This is a genomic window from Enterobacter sp. TMH.L2, assembly GCF_050847315.1.
GTDB lineage: Bacteria > Pseudomonadota > Gammaproteobacteria > Enterobacterales > Enterobacteriaceae > Cedecea.
The window spans coordinates 1,185,703-1,202,325 of sequence record NZ_CP193791.1 but is presented as its reverse complement, the minus strand read 5'-3'; the positions used below and the strand labels follow the sequence as shown (position 1 = coordinate 1,202,325).

Annotated in this window: 14 protein-coding genes and 1 other annotated feature; of the genes, 5 read left to right on the top strand and 9 right to left on the bottom strand. The window is 56.2% G+C overall.

All coding sequences use genetic code 11. The annotated features are described in order from the left end of the window. Positions 1–92: 92 nt before the first annotated feature. Positions 93–572 (top strand): Cys-tRNA(Pro)/Cys-tRNA(Cys) deacylase YbaK, encoded by a 480-nt coding sequence (gene ybaK, locus ACREYP_RS05795; protein WP_008460244.1) that lies wholly within the window; start codon positions 93–95, stop codon positions 570–572. A 3-nt stretch (positions 573–575) separates the two neighbouring features. Here the strand turns inward: ybaK and ushA are convergent, their stop codons facing one another. Further along, positions 576–2,228 carry a bifunctional UDP-sugar hydrolase/5'-nucleotidase UshA gene (gene ushA, locus ACREYP_RS05790; protein ID WP_166871867.1) on the bottom strand — a complete coding sequence of 551 codons (1,653 nt, stop codon included), beginning with the start codon at positions 2,226–2,228 and terminating at the stop codon, positions 576–578. A 188-nt stretch (positions 2,229–2,416) separates the two neighbouring features. On the opposite strand from ushA, the gene ACREYP_RS05785 reads away from it, so the two are divergent. Together ACREYP_RS05785 and ybaL are read left to right on the top strand one after the other, a co-directional pair. Beyond that, the gene (locus ACREYP_RS05785; protein WP_336819181.1) at positions 2,417–3,634 is read left to right on the top strand and encodes an MFS transporter; all 1,218 of its coding nucleotides are present in this window, start codon (positions 2,417–2,419) and stop codon (positions 3,632–3,634) included. Positions 3,635–3,851: 217 nt separating this feature from the next. Further along, positions 3,852–5,528, top strand: coding sequence for a YbaL family putative K(+) efflux transporter (gene ybaL, locus ACREYP_RS05780; protein WP_008460247.1), 1,677 nt, complete (start codon positions 3,852–3,854; stop codon positions 5,526–5,528). A 71-nt stretch (positions 5,529–5,599) separates the two neighbouring features. On the opposite strand, the gene ACREYP_RS05775 is transcribed toward ybaL, so the two are convergent. The 3 genes from ACREYP_RS05775 to adk all read right to left on the bottom strand — a co-directional run bounded on the left by ACREYP_RS05775 (position 5,600) and on the right by adk (position 8,709). Beyond that, complete coding sequence (locus tag ACREYP_RS05775) at positions 5,600–6,904, bottom strand: inosine/guanosine kinase (RefSeq protein WP_336819180.1); 1,305 nt, start codon at positions 6,902–6,904, stop codon at positions 5,600–5,602. 60 nt (positions 6,905–6,964) lie between these two features. Continuing rightward, on the bottom strand, positions 6,965–7,930 hold the full coding sequence (hemH, locus tag ACREYP_RS05770; protein ID WP_008460250.1) for a ferrochelatase: 966 nt from the start codon (positions 7,928–7,930) through the stop codon (positions 6,965–6,967). A 134-nt stretch (positions 7,931–8,064) separates the two neighbouring features. Continuing rightward, positions 8,065–8,709 carry an adenylate kinase gene (adk, locus tag ACREYP_RS05765; protein WP_008460251.1) on the bottom strand — a complete coding sequence of 215 codons (645 nt, stop codon included), beginning with the start codon at positions 8,707–8,709 and terminating at the stop codon, positions 8,065–8,067. 401 nt (positions 8,710–9,110) lie between these two features. Here adk and ACREYP_RS05760 point away from each other — a divergent pair, with 401 nt between their 5' ends. Continuing rightward, positions 9,111–9,461 (top strand): hypothetical protein, encoded by a 351-nt coding sequence (locus ACREYP_RS05760; RefSeq protein WP_008460252.1) that lies wholly within the window; start codon positions 9,111–9,113, stop codon positions 9,459–9,461. Between the two features lie 154 nt (positions 9,462–9,615). Here ACREYP_RS05760 and htpG read toward each other — a convergent pair whose 3' ends face one another. The 3 genes from htpG to ACREYP_RS05745 all read right to left on the bottom strand — a co-directional run bounded on the left by htpG (position 9,616) and on the right by ACREYP_RS05745 (position 13,179). Beyond that, positions 9,616–11,490 (bottom strand): molecular chaperone HtpG, encoded by a 1,875-nt coding sequence (gene htpG, locus ACREYP_RS05755; protein WP_008460253.1) that lies wholly within the window; start codon positions 11,488–11,490, stop codon positions 9,616–9,618. Positions 11,491–11,600: 110 nt separating this feature from the next. Further along, entirely contained in the window at positions 11,601–12,206 is a 606-nt protein-coding gene (gene recR / locus ACREYP_RS05750) for a recombination mediator RecR (RefSeq protein WP_008460255.1), read from the bottom strand. Between the two features lie 103 nt (positions 12,207–12,309). Further along, on the bottom strand, positions 12,310–13,179 hold the full coding sequence (locus ACREYP_RS05745; protein ID WP_336819179.1) for a pirin family protein: 870 nt from the start codon (positions 13,177–13,179) through the stop codon (positions 12,310–12,312). A 108-nt stretch (positions 13,180–13,287) separates the two neighbouring features. Here ACREYP_RS05745 and ACREYP_RS05740 point away from each other — a divergent pair, with 108 nt between their 5' ends. Continuing rightward, the gene (locus ACREYP_RS05740; protein ID WP_336819178.1) at positions 13,288–14,193 is read left to right on the top strand and encodes a LysR family transcriptional regulator; all 906 of its coding nucleotides are present in this window, start codon (positions 13,288–13,290) and stop codon (positions 14,191–14,193) included. Between the two features lie 40 nt (positions 14,194–14,233). Here the strand turns inward: ACREYP_RS05740 and ACREYP_RS05735 are convergent, their stop codons facing one another. Beyond that, the gene (locus ACREYP_RS05735; protein WP_008460260.1) at positions 14,234–14,563 is read right to left on the bottom strand and encodes a YbaB/EbfC family nucleoid-associated protein; all 330 of its coding nucleotides are present in this window, start codon (positions 14,561–14,563) and stop codon (positions 14,234–14,236) included. Between the two features lie 87 nt (positions 14,564–14,650). After that, positions 14,651–16,579 (bottom strand): DNA polymerase III subunit gamma/tau, encoded by a 1,929-nt coding sequence (gene dnaX, locus ACREYP_RS05730; RefSeq protein ID WP_336819176.1) that lies wholly within the window; start codon positions 16,577–16,579, stop codon positions 14,651–14,653. Beyond that, positions 15,251–15,315, bottom strand: a sequence feature (DnaX frameshifting element). (Overlaps the previous gene by 65 nt.) Positions 16,580–16,623: the final 44 nt, after the last annotated feature.

The window sequence follows — 16,623 nt, the reverse complement described above, 5'->3', positions numbered from 1 at the left end:
ATCACTATTATGTAGCGCTATATTACTCGTCAAGTATATCACTATGATTACTATTTTGTGCGTTTTCAAAACAACGAATAAAGAAGGAAACCATGACTCCCGCGGTAAAACTCCTCGAAAAGAACAAAATCAGCTTTCAAATTCATGCCTATGAGCACGATCCGCTGGAAACCAACTTTGGTGACGAAGTGGTCCGTAAGCTGGGGCTAAATGCCGACCAGGTCTATAAAACGCTGCTGGTGGCGCTGAATGGCGACATGAAACACCTCGCCGTGGCGGTGACGCCGGTTGCCGGGCAGCTTGATCTGAAAAAGGTCGCTAAGGCGCTGGGCGTTAAGAAGGTTGAAATGGCGGATCCGATGGTCGCGCAGCGAATCACCGGTTATCTGGTGGGCGGCATTAGCCCGCTGGGGCAGAAAAAACGCCTGCCAACGGTGATTGATGCTCCGGCACAGGAGTTTGCCAGCATCTACATTTCCGGCGGCAAGCGCGGGCTGGATATCGAACTCGCGGCAAGCGATCTGGCGAAACTGCTGGATGCCAGCTTCGCCGATATCGCCCGCCGCGATTAACGCTTAGTTCCAGCTTACCTCGCCCTTAGGTTGGTAAGCATTTACGTCCAGCGGGGAGTTCTGTTCGATGTACTGCTTCAGGACTTCCGCATCGACAAACCCGGTGTTGACGTAGCCCGGCTTTTTATCGATTTCCGGGTAACCATCGCCGCCGGTGCCGTTGAAGCTCAGCGTGGCCATGCGGTAGGTTTTGGCCGGATCAATCGGCTGGTCTTTGATTTTCAGGTTACTCAGCTTGCCGCCGGTTGAGGTGAAGCTGACGTTAGAGAACTGCGGGTAAGCGCCGGAGTCCGGCGTTTTCTGCGCCACCGCCGTCAGGTATTCCTCAACGTCTTTGCCGTTCATGTCGATATAAACCACGGTGTTGCCGAACGGCTGCACCTTAAGCACATCTTTATAGGTAATGTTCCCGGCTTCGATAGAATCTCGCACGCCGCCACCGCTCATCACCGCAAAGTCCGCGCTGGTTCGGGCCATTTGTGCCGCCAGCAATACGCGCGCCAGGTTGGTCTGCACAAAGCGCACTTTGCTGCGGTCCCCTTCCAGATGCCCGTTCACGCTGCCTACTTTCACCTTCAGCGCGGCCTGGCCTTTGTTCTGGAATGGCGTCAGCAGGGAAAGCATCTGCTGGCTTTCGGCGATTTCAGGCGTGTAAAGTACGCGCTCACTTTGCCCGTTGTCGTAGGTGATTTTCTTTTTCAGGTTGATGGGGATCAGCTGATAGTGCACCAGCTTCATCTCGCCGTTGCGGAACTCAAAATCTGCCCGCCCGACGTATTTCCCCCACTCATGCGCCTGCACAATCCAGGTGCCATTTTGCCTGTCCGGCGCGCACGGTGTGCCCGGCACATAATCTTTCTGCTTCTGGTTTTCCTGCGCCATGCAGACCGGATCCTGTGAGTGACCACCCACAATCATCGTCAGCGCGCCTTCCGGCAGGCTTCTTGCCATTTCAACATCGCCCGGCGCATTTGAGCCGTGGTTGCCGTTATCATAGTGGCCCATATGGGTCGCGGCGATGATCACGTCAGGCTTTTCGGTGCCCTGTAGCTCCTGGATCACCAGTTTGGCTTCCTCCGCAGGTTTGCGGAATTCGATGTCGGTGAAGTATTCCGGATTGCCGATTTTGGCCGTATCGTCGGTGGTCAGGCCGATAACCGCCACCTTAATGCCCTGAGGTTTGAAAATCGCATAAGGCTTAAACAGGCGCTCGCCGGTACTTTTTTGATAAATGTTGGCGGACAGCAGCGGGAACTTCGCCCATTTTTCCTGCTGGCGCAGCACGGATAAGGGGTTGTCGAATTCGTGGTTGCCGACGGCCATGGCGTCATAGCCAATCAGGCTCATGCCGCGAAAATCGGGTTCAGCATCCTGCAGGTCTGATTCCGGCACGCCGGTGTTGATATCCCCGCCGGACAACAACAGCACGCTGCCGCCTTCCGCCGCGACTTCTTTACGCACGCTGTCTACCAGCGTTTTTTGCGCTGCCAGCCCGTATTCTCCATACTCATTCCGCCAGAAGTGACCATGGTGGTCATTAGTATGAAGAATGGTAATTTTATAGGTCTTGTCTTTTTCCCAGGCCAGCGCTGAAGCGCTGGTTAAACTCAATGCCACCAGCAGCGCCGTGGTTATTGTTTTCGCAGCAAACCGCATTGCAAATCTCCATGTCAAAATGTAACTGCGCAGAAATAACAGATAGCGTTCAGGATAGACAGCTATCTTTTCCGAAATGCGACTTTCTTCAAATCCCCTGCGCGAGTATGTTAGCAGGGTAAGAATTTCTTCCGGGCGATCTCCTGCGCCGCCCGCTCTAAAAACAATAAACGTTCGTACAGGTAATTATGGCAAGCTCTCAAACCCTCACCCAGCCGGGTACGCCCCCGGAGCAAAAAAAAGCGCGTACCGCATTTGGGATCCTTGGCGCTATAAGCCTCTCCCACCTGCTTAACGACATGATTCAGTCGCTGATTCTGGCTATTTACCCGCTGCTACAGGCCGAGTTCTCCCTGAGCTTTATGCAAATCGGGATGATTACCCTGACCTTCCAGCTCTCTTCATCGCTGCTACAGCCGCTGGTGGGCTACTACACAGACAAATACCCGATGCCGTGGTCATTGCCGATCGGCATGTGCTTTACCCTTTGCGGCCTGGTGCTGCTGGCGCTGGCGGGCAGCTTCCCGGCCGTTCTGGTCGCCGCGGCGCTGGTAGGCACAGGCTCTTCGGTATTCCATCCTGAGTCCTCACGCGTGGCGCGTATGGCGTCCGGTGGCCGTCACGGGCTTGCGCAGTCGCTGTTCCAGGTGGGCGGTAACTTCGGCAGCTCTCTGGGGCCATTGCTGGCGGCTATTATTATCGCGCCTTACGGCAAAGGTAACGTGGCGTGGTTCGTGCTCGCTGCTCTGCTGGCTATCGTGGTTCTGCTGCAAATCAGCCGCTGGTACGCCGCTCAGCATAAAATCGCCAAAAGCCGCCCTGCCGTGCCGGTGGTCAACCCGCTGCCGCGCAACAAAGTGATTCTGGCGGTCTCGATTTTGCTGCTGCTGATCTTCTCTAAATACTTTTATATGGCGAGCATCAGCAGCTACTTCACTTTCTACCTGATGCAAAAATTCGGATTATCCGTACAAAATGCCCAGATTCACCTGTTCGCATTCCTGTTTGCCGTCGCGGCAGGCACGGTGATTGGTGGCCCCGTGGGGGATAAAATTGGCAGAAAATACGTAATTTGGGGCTCTATCCTCGGCGTCGCGCCATTTACCCTTGTTTTACCCTACGCATCACTTTACTGGACGGGCGTCCTGACGGTGATCATTGGCTTTATTTTGGCCTCCGCTTTCTCGGCCATCCTGGTGTATGCTCAGGAACTGCTTCCTGGCCGTATAGGTATGGTTTCCGGGCTCTTTTTCGGATTTGCCTTTGGGATGGGCGGCCTGGGTGCAGCCGTACTCGGGTTAATTGCTGACCACACCAGCATCGAGTTGGTCTACAAAATATGTGCCTTCCTGCCGTTACTCGGCATTATCACAATATTCCTGCCCGATAATCGCCACAAAGCGTAGATTTTAGCGGCCAAAGTATTGCTTTGGCCGCATCCTGTCTCCATACCCTTCTGGCAGTCGCCCCAGATAACTGAGTTAAATGCTACTCAGAGTCTATTTTTTATCGAAATGCGCTTTTTATTCAAAATTCAACAATTATTCATAAACGCCGATAAAGAATTTGTCATAAACTGTGTAACAGAACGTTTTGGAACATCGGCCAACCAAAGGAGACGGAATGCATCACGCCACACCGCTTATCACCACCATTGTTGGTGGTCTCGTGCTCGCTTTTTTACTGGGTATGCTGGCTAACAAGCTGCGCATATCTCCGCTGGTGGGCTATTTATTAGCTGGTGTGCTGGCGGGACCTTTTACCCCTGGTTTTGTTGCTGATACCAAACTTGCCCCTGAGCTGGCGGAGTTAGGCGTGATTCTGCTGATGTTCGGCGTCGGGCTGCATTTTTCATTGAAGGATTTGATGGCGGTAAAGGCCATCGCCATCCCCGGCGCCATCGCGCAAATAGGCGTCGCGACGCTGCTGGGCATGGCGCTTTCCTGGCTGATGGGCTGGTCGGTGATGACCGGTATCGTCTTTGGGCTTTGTTTATCGACGGCAAGTACCGTCGTGCTGCTGCGCGCGCTTGAAGAAAGGCAGCTAATTGATACTCAGCGAGGGCAAATAGCCATTGGCTGGCTGATTGTCGAAGATCTGGTGATGGTGCTGACTCTGGTGCTGCTGCCAGCCGTCGCCGGCATGATGGAAAAAGGCAACGTTGGGCTGGTTTCCCTGAGCCTGGATATGGCTATCACCATCGGGAAGGTCGCGGCGTTTATCGCCCTGATGATGCTGGTTGGCCGCCGCCTTGTGCCGTGGATTCTGGCTCGCAGCGCAGCGACAGGTTCCCGCGAGCTGTTTACCCTTTCCGTGCTGGCGCTGGCCCTGGGCATCGCATTCGGCGCGGTTGAATTGTTTGATGTCTCCTTTGCGCTGGGTGCCTTCTTTGCCGGTATGGTGCTGAATGAGTCAGAGCTAAGCCACCGCGCGGCACACGACACCCTGCCGCTGCGCGATGCGTTTGCGGTGTTGTTCTTTGTTTCCGTCGGCATGCTGTTTGATCCGCTGATCCTGATTCAGGAACCGCTGGCGGTACTGGGCACGCTGGCCATCATCATCTTCGGTAAATCCCTGGCGGCGTTCCTGCTGGTGCGCATGTTTGGTCACTCCCAGCGGACCGCGCTGACCATCGCCACCAGCCTCGCGCAGATCGGTGAGTTCGCCTTTATTCTGGCCGGCCTCGGCATGGCGCTGAACCTGTTACCACAAACGGGGCAAAATTTGGTGCTGGCTGGCGCAATTCTGTCGATTATGCTGAACCCAATTCTATTTGCCGTGCTTGAGCGCTACCTCGAGAAAACCGAAACGCTGGACGAGCAAACCCTGGAAGAAGCCATCGAGGAAGAGAAACAAATCCCGGTGGATATCTGCAACCACGCTCTGCTGGTGGGCTATGGCCGCGTCGGTAGCCTGCTTGGCGAGAAGCTTATTGCCGAAGGTGTGCCATTGGTGGTGATCGAAACCTCCCGCAGCCGCGTGGATGAGCTGCGCGAGCGCGGGATCCGCGCCGTGCTGGGCAATGCTGCTAACGAAGAGATCATGAGTCTGGCCCATCTGGACTGCGCCCGCTGGCTGCTGCTGACCATTCCTAACGGCTACGAAGCCGGTGAAATCGTCGCGACGGCCAGAGCAAAATGCCCGGATATCGAAATCATCGCCCGCGCACATTACGACGACGAAGTGGATTACATCACCGAGCGTGGCGCTAATCAGGTTGTGATGGGAGAAAGGGAGATTGCCAATACCATGCTTGGGCTGCTGGTGCCGCCGGTCACACAGGAAGCGGTGACGGGTTAATTCTCTTTTAGGGCAGGTCTGACACCTGCCCACGCCGAAAAAAGCTGAGCCTTCAGGCTCAGCTTTTCAGCTTAACGTTCCCAGTAAGACTCTTCGAGGCTGTCTTCCCGCTCAGGCAGGCCGCGCGTCAGGCGCGGAGAATGCTGGTTCAGAACCTGATAGCTCACGCGGTTGGCGTATTTGCATACCTGGGCCAGCGAGGAATAAGTCAGCCAGGTCAGCTTGTGTTTGCTGGAATTCGGCACGTTACTGCGGTGGTAATTGTTCGCGGTGATATCGTGCAACAGCGCCGCAAGCGCCCCGTCTCCCGCGCCATTGGTGTTCATGATCTTCTCCGGGCCGCCCATATATGGCGCGATGTGGGAGTAGATTCGCAGCGGCTCAGCGCAGTCTTTCAGGCGCATCGCGCGGCTAAATTCGAACTGGTTAAATTCGGCAATCGCACCAGGCAGAAGTGGGTGCTGGGTTTTACGCTTCGCGGTCTCTTCGGTATAACCCGCCATATAAAGGCCTACCGGCCCGGCGGTGCAAAGCACCAGGTCAACCCAGTCCAGCGCCTTGTCGGCGGCCAGCAGCGGATCGCTTTCACCGGTTAGCGCTTCACCCTCTTCTTCGTTCATCGCCAGGATCGAAACGTGCTCGCTCAGGAAAGCCTGCCACCAGGTCGGGTTTTCGGCAATCACGTATCTGGTGCCCAGAGTCAGTACCACCGGCACGTTGTGTTTCTTCGCCCAGGCAATCGCCTGCATGGTGGCCTCCGGCATCGGCTCGCCCGGCTTGCAGCGCACCAGATAAGAGGTCAGCACCAGCGCGGATGCCCCGGCAATCACTTCTTCCGGAATGCTATCCGCACGTAGCTGGTTCATGTGGCCCGGGCTGATAGCAAAAGTACGCTCGCCCTGGTCGCCAATCAGCGTAAAGCAGCGGCCAATCGGGCCATCAACGCCCTGCAAATAGTTAAGGTCGGTCCGGCTGGAGGTATTGCAGAGGTAGCGGTAAGCGTAGCTACCAATCTCGACATTGCGGCACATTACGCCGAGCAGCACCGAGCGGTCATCGGCCAGCACCGAGTAATTGTGCATGGTATTGCCGATGGTGCCTCCGGCAAACTGGTGGGTAATCAGGTTGTTGTCGACCAGCTCTTTGTAGAGCGCGTCGGCCACATCATCCTCAATCACCAGAGAGTGGCCAAAACTCAGCCCGTAGCGCTGTACAAACTCATCGTCCACTTTGGCTTCAATGTCGACCAGCGTTTGGTCGATGCCGACCACCCAGGAAGAGCCGCTTTCTGCTTCAGGCTGAGTTTGCTGTAAGAGCGGGTCGCGGGCGCTGACGGGGAAGTAGTGTTTGGATTTGCGTTTACCGGGAAATTTCATGGTGTCGTTACGGGGCTGGATAATAAGGCGGAGAATAGTAGCATTCCCCGCCTCAGGTTTCTATTTGCGATACCGCTCCACCAGATTCATCATCATCGCGATATGGGCCGGATCGTCATTCAGCGCCGGAATGTACTCGTATTTCGTCCCGCCCGCCTCGATAAACACTTCCCGGTTCTGGACCGCCATCTCTTCCAGCGTTTCCAGGCAGTCAGCGGAGAAGCCCGGGCACATCACCTGAATATGCTTCACGCCCTTTTCGGCCAGCATTTTCAACGTTTCGTCGGTGTACGGCATCAGCCAGGGTTCGCGGCCAAAGCGGGATTGGTAGGTCATCATCACTTTTTCCGGCGGCAGCTCAAGGGCGCTCAGCAGTTCGCGGGTGGTGTCGCGGCAGCGCTGCGGGTAATCATCGCCTTCATTCGCGTAGCGCTGCGGAATACCGTGATAGGAAAGCAGCAGCACGTCCGGTTCACCGTGTTCGGCAAAAGAGCGTTTGACCGAGGCCGCCAGCGCGTTGATGTAAGCCGGCTCTGTCGCGTAGTCGCGAATCAGGGAAATAGAAGGCAGACTGCGGTAATCGGCGAAGATCCGCCCCAGCTCGTCCCATACCGCCGCCACGGTTGAGCAGGAAAACTGCGGATAAAGCGGCAGCACCACAATGTGCGTCACGTTCTGCGCCAGGAGGTCGTCCACGGCGCTTTTGAGCGACGGTTCGCCGTAGCTCATCCCCAGCGCAACCGGCGTGTCCGGCAGCTGCTGCGCCAGCGCTTTTTCCTGCCGACGGCTGTATACCATCAAGGGCGAGCCCTCTTCCATCCAGATGGACTGATAGAGTTTGGCGACACGCGGTGAACGGATCGGCAGAATGACGCCGCGCAGCAGCGGCCACCAAAGCAGGCGGGGCGTATCTACCACGCGCTTATCGCTGAGGAACTGACGAAGATAGCGGTTGACCGCCGCCGGTGTCGGGGCGCTCGGCGTACCAAGGTTAGCCAGTAAGATGCCAATTTTTTCCTGATTCATTCCCACCCCTTATCTGTAAATTGCCGTCAATTGTAACGTAAAAGAGCGAAACGAGAACCGATTACAGTGAAAGGGGAAAATAGGGGCAAAAAAATACCAGGGCATGCCCTGGTATTTTTTGCCGCTGCGGGAAATTATCCGAGGATTTTTTCCAGTTCAGCGCGCACGTCAGCCACGGCCTGGGTGCCGTCAACTTTAGCGTATTGGGTGTTACCCGCCTGCGCTTCTTTAGAGTAGTAGCCGATCAGCGGCGCGGTCATCTGATGGTATTCCACCAGGCGTTTACGCACGGTTTCTTCCTGATCGTCTTTACGGGTAGTCAGCTCTTCGCCGGTCACGTCGTCTTTACCTTCAACCTTAGGCGGGTTGAATTTAATGTGGTAAACGCGGCCGGAAGCAGCGTGCACGCGGCGACCCACGATGCGGTCAACGATCAGCTCGTCAGGTACGTCGAACTCCAGCACGAAATCAACCTTGATGCCCGCTTCTTTCATGGCGTCTGCCTGCGGGATAGTGCGTGGGAAACCGTCCAGCAGGAAACCGTTACGGCAGTCTTCCTGCGCAATGCGCTCTTTAACCAGGGCGATAACCAGCTCATCGGTCACTAGTTTGCCAGCATCCATGATGTCTTTGGCCTGTTTACCCAGTTCTGAACCAGATTTAACCGCAGCACGCAGCATATCACCGGTGGAGATTTGCGGAATACCGTATTTCTCCATGATGAACTGAGCCTGAGTCCCTTTACCTGCGCCCGGTGCGCCGAGCAGAATGATACGCATTGCGTAATTCCCCATACATTTAATTATTCAATCGAATTTGAGGCGAAAACCATACCACTAAAGGCGGTATCATCACAAGAAAGGGAGGCGCTCAGGCTGAAGCCCCGGGCCTCGATTTCGCCTGAATCCCGACCACTTAGCGGCCCTGACGGAAGCCAGAATCGGTTCAGCCAAACAGCATTTTTATTTTACAGCAGCCGCCTTATCCCTTATCTCATCGGGGGAATAATAAGGTCTTCGCCTGGTAATTTATGAACCGTCAGGCAGGCTGAAAAAGGCCTGCTATATAGATTAGGTTTATGTACAGCAATTATAATGACGGCCAACACAGCCTGCCGACGCTGTTTGGCGTCAGGCTGTTAACCAGGAGATCTATTTTGCTAAAAGGAAGAGCGCCCGCCATGAATAAGCCCTTAATTGCCATTATCTGTTGTTTGCTGCTAAGCGGGTGCACATCTCAGTGGGTAAAAACCCGCAGTAACGCGCAGGAGTACACCAGCGCACGAGGAGACTGTGAAACCCAGTCCCAGCAGGCTTTCCCGGTGAGGAATGAGGTTGCACAACGTACTAAGTACACCACTTACTACGAAGCCTGTACTAAAAAAGATGAGTGTGATGGCGAGAAAACCCGGGCGGTAAAAAAACCAGAAATTGAAAGCTATGTGATGGACGTGAATAGCGAAAGCCGGGACCGGTTATTTAATCAGTGCATGGAACTGAAAGGTTGGGAAAGCAAAATAAAGTGGCTGTAATATCTGAAATTCAACATCCATAGCCCGTATTCCGACAGAAAAATAACCTTACTTTTTAAAGCATGAAATTTTCTGCAGTTACTGTGCCTGAATATTTAAGTGAAAAAAAACCACCTGTCTATACAGGTGGCTTTTGTCAGATAATCAATCGGACTTAAGAAACCAGCAGCTGGTTCATGCGGCGGATGAACTGGTTAGGATCTTCCAGCTGGCCGCGCTCAGCTAACAGCGCCTGGTCAAGCAGCAGCTCAACCCACTCGCTAAACTGCGCGTCATCCTGCGTATCCGCAGCGCGTTTCACCAGCGCATGCTCCGGGTTAAGCTCGAAGATGTACTTCACTTCCGGCACTTCCTGGCCCGCTGCGGCAAACAGTTTCGCCATCTGGGTGCTCATGTCGTTGCTGTCGGTGGTGACGATCGCCGGGGTATCGGTCAGGCGATGCGTCAGACGCACTTCCTTCACACGCTCGCCCAGCAGGGTTTTCACGCGGTCCACGAACGGCTCCAGCGCCTTCTCAGCTTCTTTCGCTTCTTCGGTTTCTTCGTCCGTCAACTTATCCAGTGATTCATCGGTCTTGCTGACTGACTGGAACGCTTTCCCGTCGAACTCGGTCAGGTAGCTCATCATCCACTCGTCGATGCGATCGGAAAGCAGCAGGACTTCGATGCCTTTCTTACGCAGCAGTTCCAGGTGTGGGCTGCTCTTCGCCGCCGCGTAGCTGTCCGCGGTGATGTAGTAGATCTTCTCCTGGCCTTCTTTCATGCGGGAGACATACTCTTCCAGCGACACGGTCTGCGCGGAGGAGTCGTTGTGCGTGGTCGCGAAGCGCAGCAGTTTAGCGATAGCTTCCTGGTTCGCGTTATCTTCCGCCGGGCCTTCTTTCAACACCAGGCCAAAGTTTTTCCAGAAGGTCTGGTATTTCTCAGCATCGTCTTTCGCCAGCTTGTCCAGCATCTGCAGCACACGCTTGGTCAGCGCGCTGCGCAGGTTCTGGGTCACGCGGCTGTCCTGCAGGATTTCACGGGAAACGTTCAGCGGCAGATCGTTAGAATCTATCAGGCCACGCACGAAGCGCAGGTAGTTCGGCATGAACTGCTCGGCATCGTCCATGATAAACACGCGCTGCACGTAGAGTTTCAGCCCGTGTTTGTGGTCACGATTCCACATATCCCACGGCGCCTGCGCAGGGATGTACAACAGGCTGGTGTATTCCTGCTTCCCTTCTACGCGGTTGTGGCTCCAGGCCAGCGGGTCGGTAAAGTCGTGGGCGATGTGCTTGTAGAACTCTTTGTATTCGTCATCGCTAACTTCGGATTTGCTGCGGGTCCACAGCGCCTGAGCTTTGTTGATTTTTTCCCAGCTAACGATGGTCTCACCGTCTTTTTCTTCCTGCTGTTCAATCTCAACCGGCAGAGCGATGTGGTCAGAATATTTGCTGATAATGGAGCGAACGCGCCAGTCGTCGAGGAACTCATCTTCGCCTTCACGCAGATGCAGCGTGATTTCGGTACCACGATCGACTTTCTCAATGTCGGCCACGGTGTATTCACCCGCGCCTTCAGACTCCCAGAACACGCCCTGCTCCGCGCTGGCACCGGCGGCGCGAGTGCGAACGGTGACTTTGTCCGCCACGATAAACGCAGAATAGAAGCCTACGCCGAACTGGCCGATAAGCTGGCTGTCTTTCGCCTGGTCAGAACCCATGGACTCAAGGAAAGCCTTGGTGCCGGATTTAGCAATGGTGCCCAGATGATCGATAACTTCATCACGGGTCATGCCGATGCCGTTATCTGCAATAGTCAGGGTACGGTTGTCTTTGTTAAAAGAGACGCGAACGCGCAGTTCACCGTCACCTTCGTAAAGGCTGGCGTCAGACAGGGCGCGAAAGCGCAGCTTGTCTGCCGCATCGGAGGCGTTGGAGATCAGCTCACGCAGGAAGATTTCTTTGTTTGAATAGAGAGAATGGATCATCAGGTGCAGAAGCTGTTTTACCTCTGACTGAAAACCGCGGGTCTCTTGTCCTTTCATGGTCATTGATACCTCAACAAAATCATACGGGATGAAGAAAACGTTGAGGGGGATATGGTAGCGATTTGTGCCTTTTCAAGCTGGAGGAGGCAAAAACCTCCCCCAACCGATTAAAAATTAATCTTATGGCGACCCAGCAGCGAGTGTGAAAGCGTGGTGCCATCCACCATTTCCAGCTCGCCGCCCACCGGCACCCCGTGGGCGATACGGCTGGCTTCAACGCCGTACTGCGCGCACAGCTCGGCAATGTAGTTCGCCGTGGCTTCGCCTTCTACCGTCGGGTTGGTGGCAAGAATAACTTCTTTCATCGGCTCGCTGGCAAGGCGCTGCTCAAGGCGATCCAGTCCAATATCGTTCGGGCCAATGCCGTCCAGCGGCGAGAGGTGCCCCATTAAGACAAAGTAGCGGCCTGAGAACTGGCCGGTTTGCTCGATGGCGTGAATATCCGCCGGGCTCTCCACCACGCAAATCTGGCCGTTTTCCTGGCGACGTGGATTGGAGCAAATGGAGCAAACTTCCTGCTCGGTAAAGGTACGGCAATCCGCACAGTGGCCAATCTCGGACATGGCGCGGGTCAGCGCCTGAGCCAGACGCATGCCGCCGCTGCGGTCGCGCTGCAGCAGGGCAAACGCCATACGCTGGGCGGATTTCGGGCCAACGCCGGGCAGGCAGCGCAGGGATTCCATAAGGGCTGAGAGTAAAGGACTGGTTTGCATCGCTCGGGCTTGTGAGAAAAAAGTGGGCTATAGCCTAACATTAGCCCCGCGGATGGGTATAGGAAAAGATATACCCCGCACGAAGGCTCGCCGGGGGAAATGTTTACGCGATGTCTTTGCCGAAACGGCCCTGATTAAAATCATCGATGGCCTGATGAATCTCCTCTTTGGTGTTCATCACGAACGGGCCATAACCCACCACAGGCTCATTCAGAGGCTCACCGCTTAGCAACAGAACCACCGCGTCATTATTGGCTTCGAGGGTCACGCTTTCGCCTTTGGCATCCAGCACTACCAGCTGTGCTTCACGCGCCACCTCTTCACCGTTGACCAGCACCGTGCCTTTCAACACCACCAGCGCCGTGTTCCAGCCGTCTTTCACCGCCAACTGCGTAACGCCTCGTGGGTTCAGGCGCAAATCCCAAATGCTGATTGGCGAGAAGGTCCTGGCCGGGCCTTTGGTTCCGTCAAACTCACCGGCAATCACGCGAACCTTACCGGCATTGTCCGGCAAATCGATCACCGGAATATCGCCGTCGGTAATCGGCTGATAGCCAGGCGCGGTCATTTTGTCTTTTGCAGGCAGGTTAACCCACAGCTGCACCATTTCCAGGCTGCCGCCCGCTTCGCTGAATGCCGGAGAATGGTATTCCTCGTGAAGGATGCCGCTCCCGGCGGTCATCCACTGCACGTCACCCGGACCAATCACACCGCCGTTGCCCGCGTTATCGCGATGCGCCACTTCGCCTTTGTAGACGATGGTCACGGTTTCAAAGCCACGATGCGGATGCTGATCCACGCCGCGCTGGCCTTTATTGCTCGGCTTAAATTCCGCCGGGCCCGCGTAGTCCAGCAGCAGGAACGGGCTAAGCTGCTCGGCAAATTTTGAGTACGAAAACAGCGACCGAACCGGGAAACCATCCCCCACCCAGTGGGAAGCCGGTGCGGTGTAGACGCCAAGAATTGATTTCATGATTCTCTCCACAAGGGTTGTTTCTGATGGGATAAAGCTTACCCGTCAGACGCTCAGCCCGGTAGAGTGCTAAAATGGACTCAGTGTTCCATAATCAGGACAATAGAAATGCAGGACCTAAACGATCTGTGGTACTTCGTGCAGGTGGTAGACCACGGCGGTTTTTCCCCCGCCAGCCGGGTTATCGACATTCCAAAGTCCCGCCTGAGCCGCCGCATTGCGCTGCTGGAAGAGCGGCTTGAAACCCGCCTGATGCAGCGCTCGACGCGGAGCTTCACGGTCACCGAAGCCGGGCATATTTTCTACCGCCACTGCAAGGCAATGATGATTGAAGCAGAAGCGGCGCAGGAAGCCATCGACACGCTCAAGTCAGAGCCGCGAGGGCTGATCCGCCTCACCTGCCCGATAGCGCTGCTGCATGTCCACGTCGGCGATATGCTGGCGCGCTTTATGCAGCTTTATCCGCAGATTGTGATTCAGCTTGAGGAAACCAACCGCCGCGTGGACGTGCTGAACGAAAACGTTGATTTAGCTATTCGCGTGCGTCCTTTGCCGCTGGAAGACAGCGACCTGGTGATGCGCAAGCTGGCCACCCGCAGCATGTGCCTGGTCGCCAGCCCGGATCTGGTCGCCCGCCAGGGTATGCCTGCGGCACCTACAGATCTCGCCCACTGGCCAAGCCTGGCGCTGGACAGGCCGCAGCAAACTTATCGCTGGTGCCTGTTTGGCCCGGAACAGCAGGAGGTGATTGTTCACCACAAGCCCCGCTATGTGACGACGGATATGATCGCGCTGCGTACCGCGGCGCTGAACGGGATTGGCGTCGTGCAGCTCCCGAAGCTGATGCTTAACGACGCGCTGGCGCAGGGCAAGCTGGTTCACGTGTTGCCAGAATGGCGAGCAAGAATGGAGATCGTGCATGCGGTCTTCCCTTCACGACGAGGGCAGTTACCGGCGGTGCGGGCGTTAATTGATTTTCTGGCGGAGAGCTATCAGGCGCTGGACGAGGAGTAAGAAAACGGCCTTCTCCCGGGCGGGAGAAGGCGGAAAAGCATCAGAATGGCATTTTGAAGCCCGGTGGCAACTGCATGCCGTTGGACACCCCAGCCATTTTTTCTTTCTGCGCTTCGCCGATACGGCGAGCGGCATCGTTGAAGGCTGCGGCAACCAGGTCTTCAACCATTTCTTTGTCATCTTCCATCAGGCTTGGGTCGATTTCGACACGGCGGCAGTTGTGCGCCCCGTTGATGGTCACTTTCACCAGGCCCGCGCCGGACTCGCCGGTGACTTCCATGTTGGCGATTTCTTCCTGAGCCTGGGCCATTTTTTCCTGCATCTGCTGGGCCTGCTTCATCAGGTTACCCAGACCGCCTTTTCCAAACATAATCTTCTCTCTTTCATCGGGCCAGCCCTCACAGAATGCGAGAGTGGCTATCAGGGTTTCACACTATGCCGCGCCAGGCGAGGCATATCAAACAGGGCGAATACTATCTTCATCCAGCTCAGCATCAAAGAACCTTTGCAGAGTCTGAATATTGCTGTCGTTGCTCATCGCCTCGCGCGCCTGCGCCAGCTTCTCTTCGTAGATAGCCTGACGCCACTCCAGCGGCGTGCGGCGAGCCAGATTATCATCTTCAATAATAGTCAGTTCTATCGCTTCGCCATGGTGCGAACTCAGGGCATCTGACAGCGTTTTTTGCGCCGATGGCGAATTCAGGTGGCGCTGGCCAGGACGCAAATGCAGGCAAACCCGGTTGCCGTCCACCTCTTTCCAGGCGTTAAGCGCCAGCTGTTGTACCAGCTTTGGCAGCACCAGCTGATTGATTTCCGCCGCCCATTCATCGCGCTCGATAGCCTCTTCGGCCAGCTTCTGCGCCAGCTCCGGCGTTTTTTCATGCTCAAGCGCCTTTTTCAGCGCCTTGGGTGTAGCGACCGGTTCAGGGGCGACTTCCGTCGGATTTTGTGCCTTCCAGCGATAGGCTTCAGGCTTCGCTGGTTTTTCCAGCGCCGTCGGCGCAGGGCGCGCCTGAACGCGTTCGGTCACCGAGGCCAAACGTTCCAGCGCGGAGCTTTTTGCCGGCCGCGCTAGTCGTTGCGCTGCCGGCTCATTCTTTTTTGCTTTATCAGCCTCCTGCTGGCGCATCAGTTGGCTGCGCGCCTGGAGGATCTGGCTGGTGGCATCCGGCAGCGGAGGGGCTTCCCGGTCCGGCGGCGGTGCCGCCTGCTGCTGCCTTACCGCTGGCGGGTGTGAAACCGGGTTAATCACGGGAATGCTTGCCGCCTGGCGAGATGCTTCCGGCTCAGGCAGCGGCTTGCGCGGATGGAAAGCCAGCGCGCGCAGCAGCGTCATTTCTACGCCCATGCGGCGATCCGGCGCCCACGGCAGCTCTTTGCGGCCAATCAGCAATGTCTGGTAATAAAGCTGCACGTCGGCCGGGGGAACAACGCGGGCAAGCTCTCGCATGCGCTGTTCGATGGCTGCCATATCGCTGCCAAGGGCGGACGGAGAAAGCTGAACCATCGCCACGCGGTGTAGCAGCGCGGACATTTCTACCAGCAGAGCTTCCCACTCCACGCCGCGAGCGGCTGCGTCGTTCAGCAATGCCATGACTCGCTGGCCGTCAGCCTGGACGACAGCTTCAATCAGCGACAGCGCCTGGTCATCATCCAGCGTGCCGAGCATAGCGCTGACGGCGGCGGTGGTGACCTGCCCGTCGCCGCTGGCAATCGCCTGGTCGGTGAGGCTCAGCGCATCGCGCAGGCTGCCGTCCGCCGCGCGGGCTAACAGCTGCAGCGCGCGGGGTTCGCTCACGACCTTCTCTTCACCAAGAATGTGCTCCAACTGATGGCGGATCTGTTCGACGTCCAGCGCTTTCAGGTGGAATTGCAGGCAGCGAGAAAGAATGGTCACCGGCAGCTTTTGCGGATCGGTAGTTGCCAGCAGGAATTTTACGTGCGGAGGCGGCTCTTCCAGCGTCTTAAGCAGCGCGTTAAAGCTGTGGCGCGAGAGCATGTGCACTTCGTCAATAAGATAGACTTTAAAGCGGCCGCGCGCGGGGGCGTACTGCACGTTGTCCAGCAGATCGCGGGTGTCTTCTACTTTGGTGCGCGAGGCGGCGTCTATCTCAATCAGGTCGACAAAGCGGCCCTGTTCTATTTCGCGGCAGTTATCGCAGATGCCACAAGGGGTCGCGGTAATACCGGTTTCGCAATTCAGCCCTTTCGCCAGCAGACGGGCGATTGAGGTTTTCCCCACCCCACGAGTGCCGGAAAAAAGATACGCATGGTGGATGCGGCCCAGCGACAAACCATTAGCCAGCGCGGTCAGTACGTGTTGCTGGCCGACAACATCAGCAAAAGTTTGGGGGCGCCATTTGCGGGCTAAGACCTGGTAGCTCATCTGGAGTTAGGCTCTGGTTCGCGGGAAAGGTGAATCGAGGGGGT

Excerpts from the sequence above, each read along its gene's own strand:
- ybaK (WP_008460244.1), top strand. The coding sequence starts at position 93 with ATGACTCCCGCGGTAAAACTCCTCGAAAAGAACAAAATCAGCTTTCAA.
- ushA (WP_166871867.1), bottom strand. The coding sequence starts at position 2,228 with ATGCGGTTTGCTGCGAAAACAATAACCACGGCGCTGCTGGTGGCATTG.
- ACREYP_RS05785 (WP_336819181.1), top strand. The coding sequence starts at position 2,417 with ATGGCAAGCTCTCAAACCCTCACCCAGCCGGGTACGCCCCCGGAGCAA.
- ybaL (WP_008460247.1), top strand. The coding sequence starts at position 3,852 with ATGCATCACGCCACACCGCTTATCACCACCATTGTTGGTGGTCTCGTG.
- ACREYP_RS05775 (WP_336819180.1), bottom strand. The coding sequence starts at position 6,904 with ATGAAATTTCCCGGTAAACGCAAATCCAAACACTACTTCCCCGTCAGC.
- hemH (WP_008460250.1), bottom strand. The coding sequence starts at position 7,930 with ATGAATCAGGAAAAAATTGGCATCTTACTGGCTAACCTTGGTACGCCG.
- adk (WP_008460251.1), bottom strand. The coding sequence starts at position 8,709 with ATGCGTATCATTCTGCTCGGCGCACCGGGCGCAGGTAAAGGGACTCAG.
- ACREYP_RS05760 (WP_008460252.1), top strand. The coding sequence starts at position 9,111 with ATGAATAAGCCCTTAATTGCCATTATCTGTTGTTTGCTGCTAAGCGGG.
- htpG (WP_008460253.1), bottom strand. The coding sequence starts at position 11,490 with ATGAAAGGACAAGAGACCCGCGGTTTTCAGTCAGAGGTAAAACAGCTT.
- recR (WP_008460255.1), bottom strand. The coding sequence starts at position 12,206 with ATGCAAACCAGTCCTTTACTCTCAGCCCTTATGGAATCCCTGCGCTGC.
- ACREYP_RS05745 (WP_336819179.1), bottom strand. The coding sequence starts at position 13,179 with ATGAAATCAATTCTTGGCGTCTACACCGCACCGGCTTCCCACTGGGTG.
- ACREYP_RS05740 (WP_336819178.1), top strand. The coding sequence starts at position 13,288 with ATGCAGGACCTAAACGATCTGTGGTACTTCGTGCAGGTGGTAGACCAC.
- ACREYP_RS05735 (WP_008460260.1), bottom strand. The coding sequence starts at position 14,563 with ATGTTTGGAAAAGGCGGTCTGGGTAACCTGATGAAGCAGGCCCAGCAG.
- dnaX (WP_336819176.1), bottom strand. The coding sequence starts at position 16,579 with ATGAGCTACCAGGTCTTAGCCCGCAAATGGCGCCCCCAAACTTTTGCT.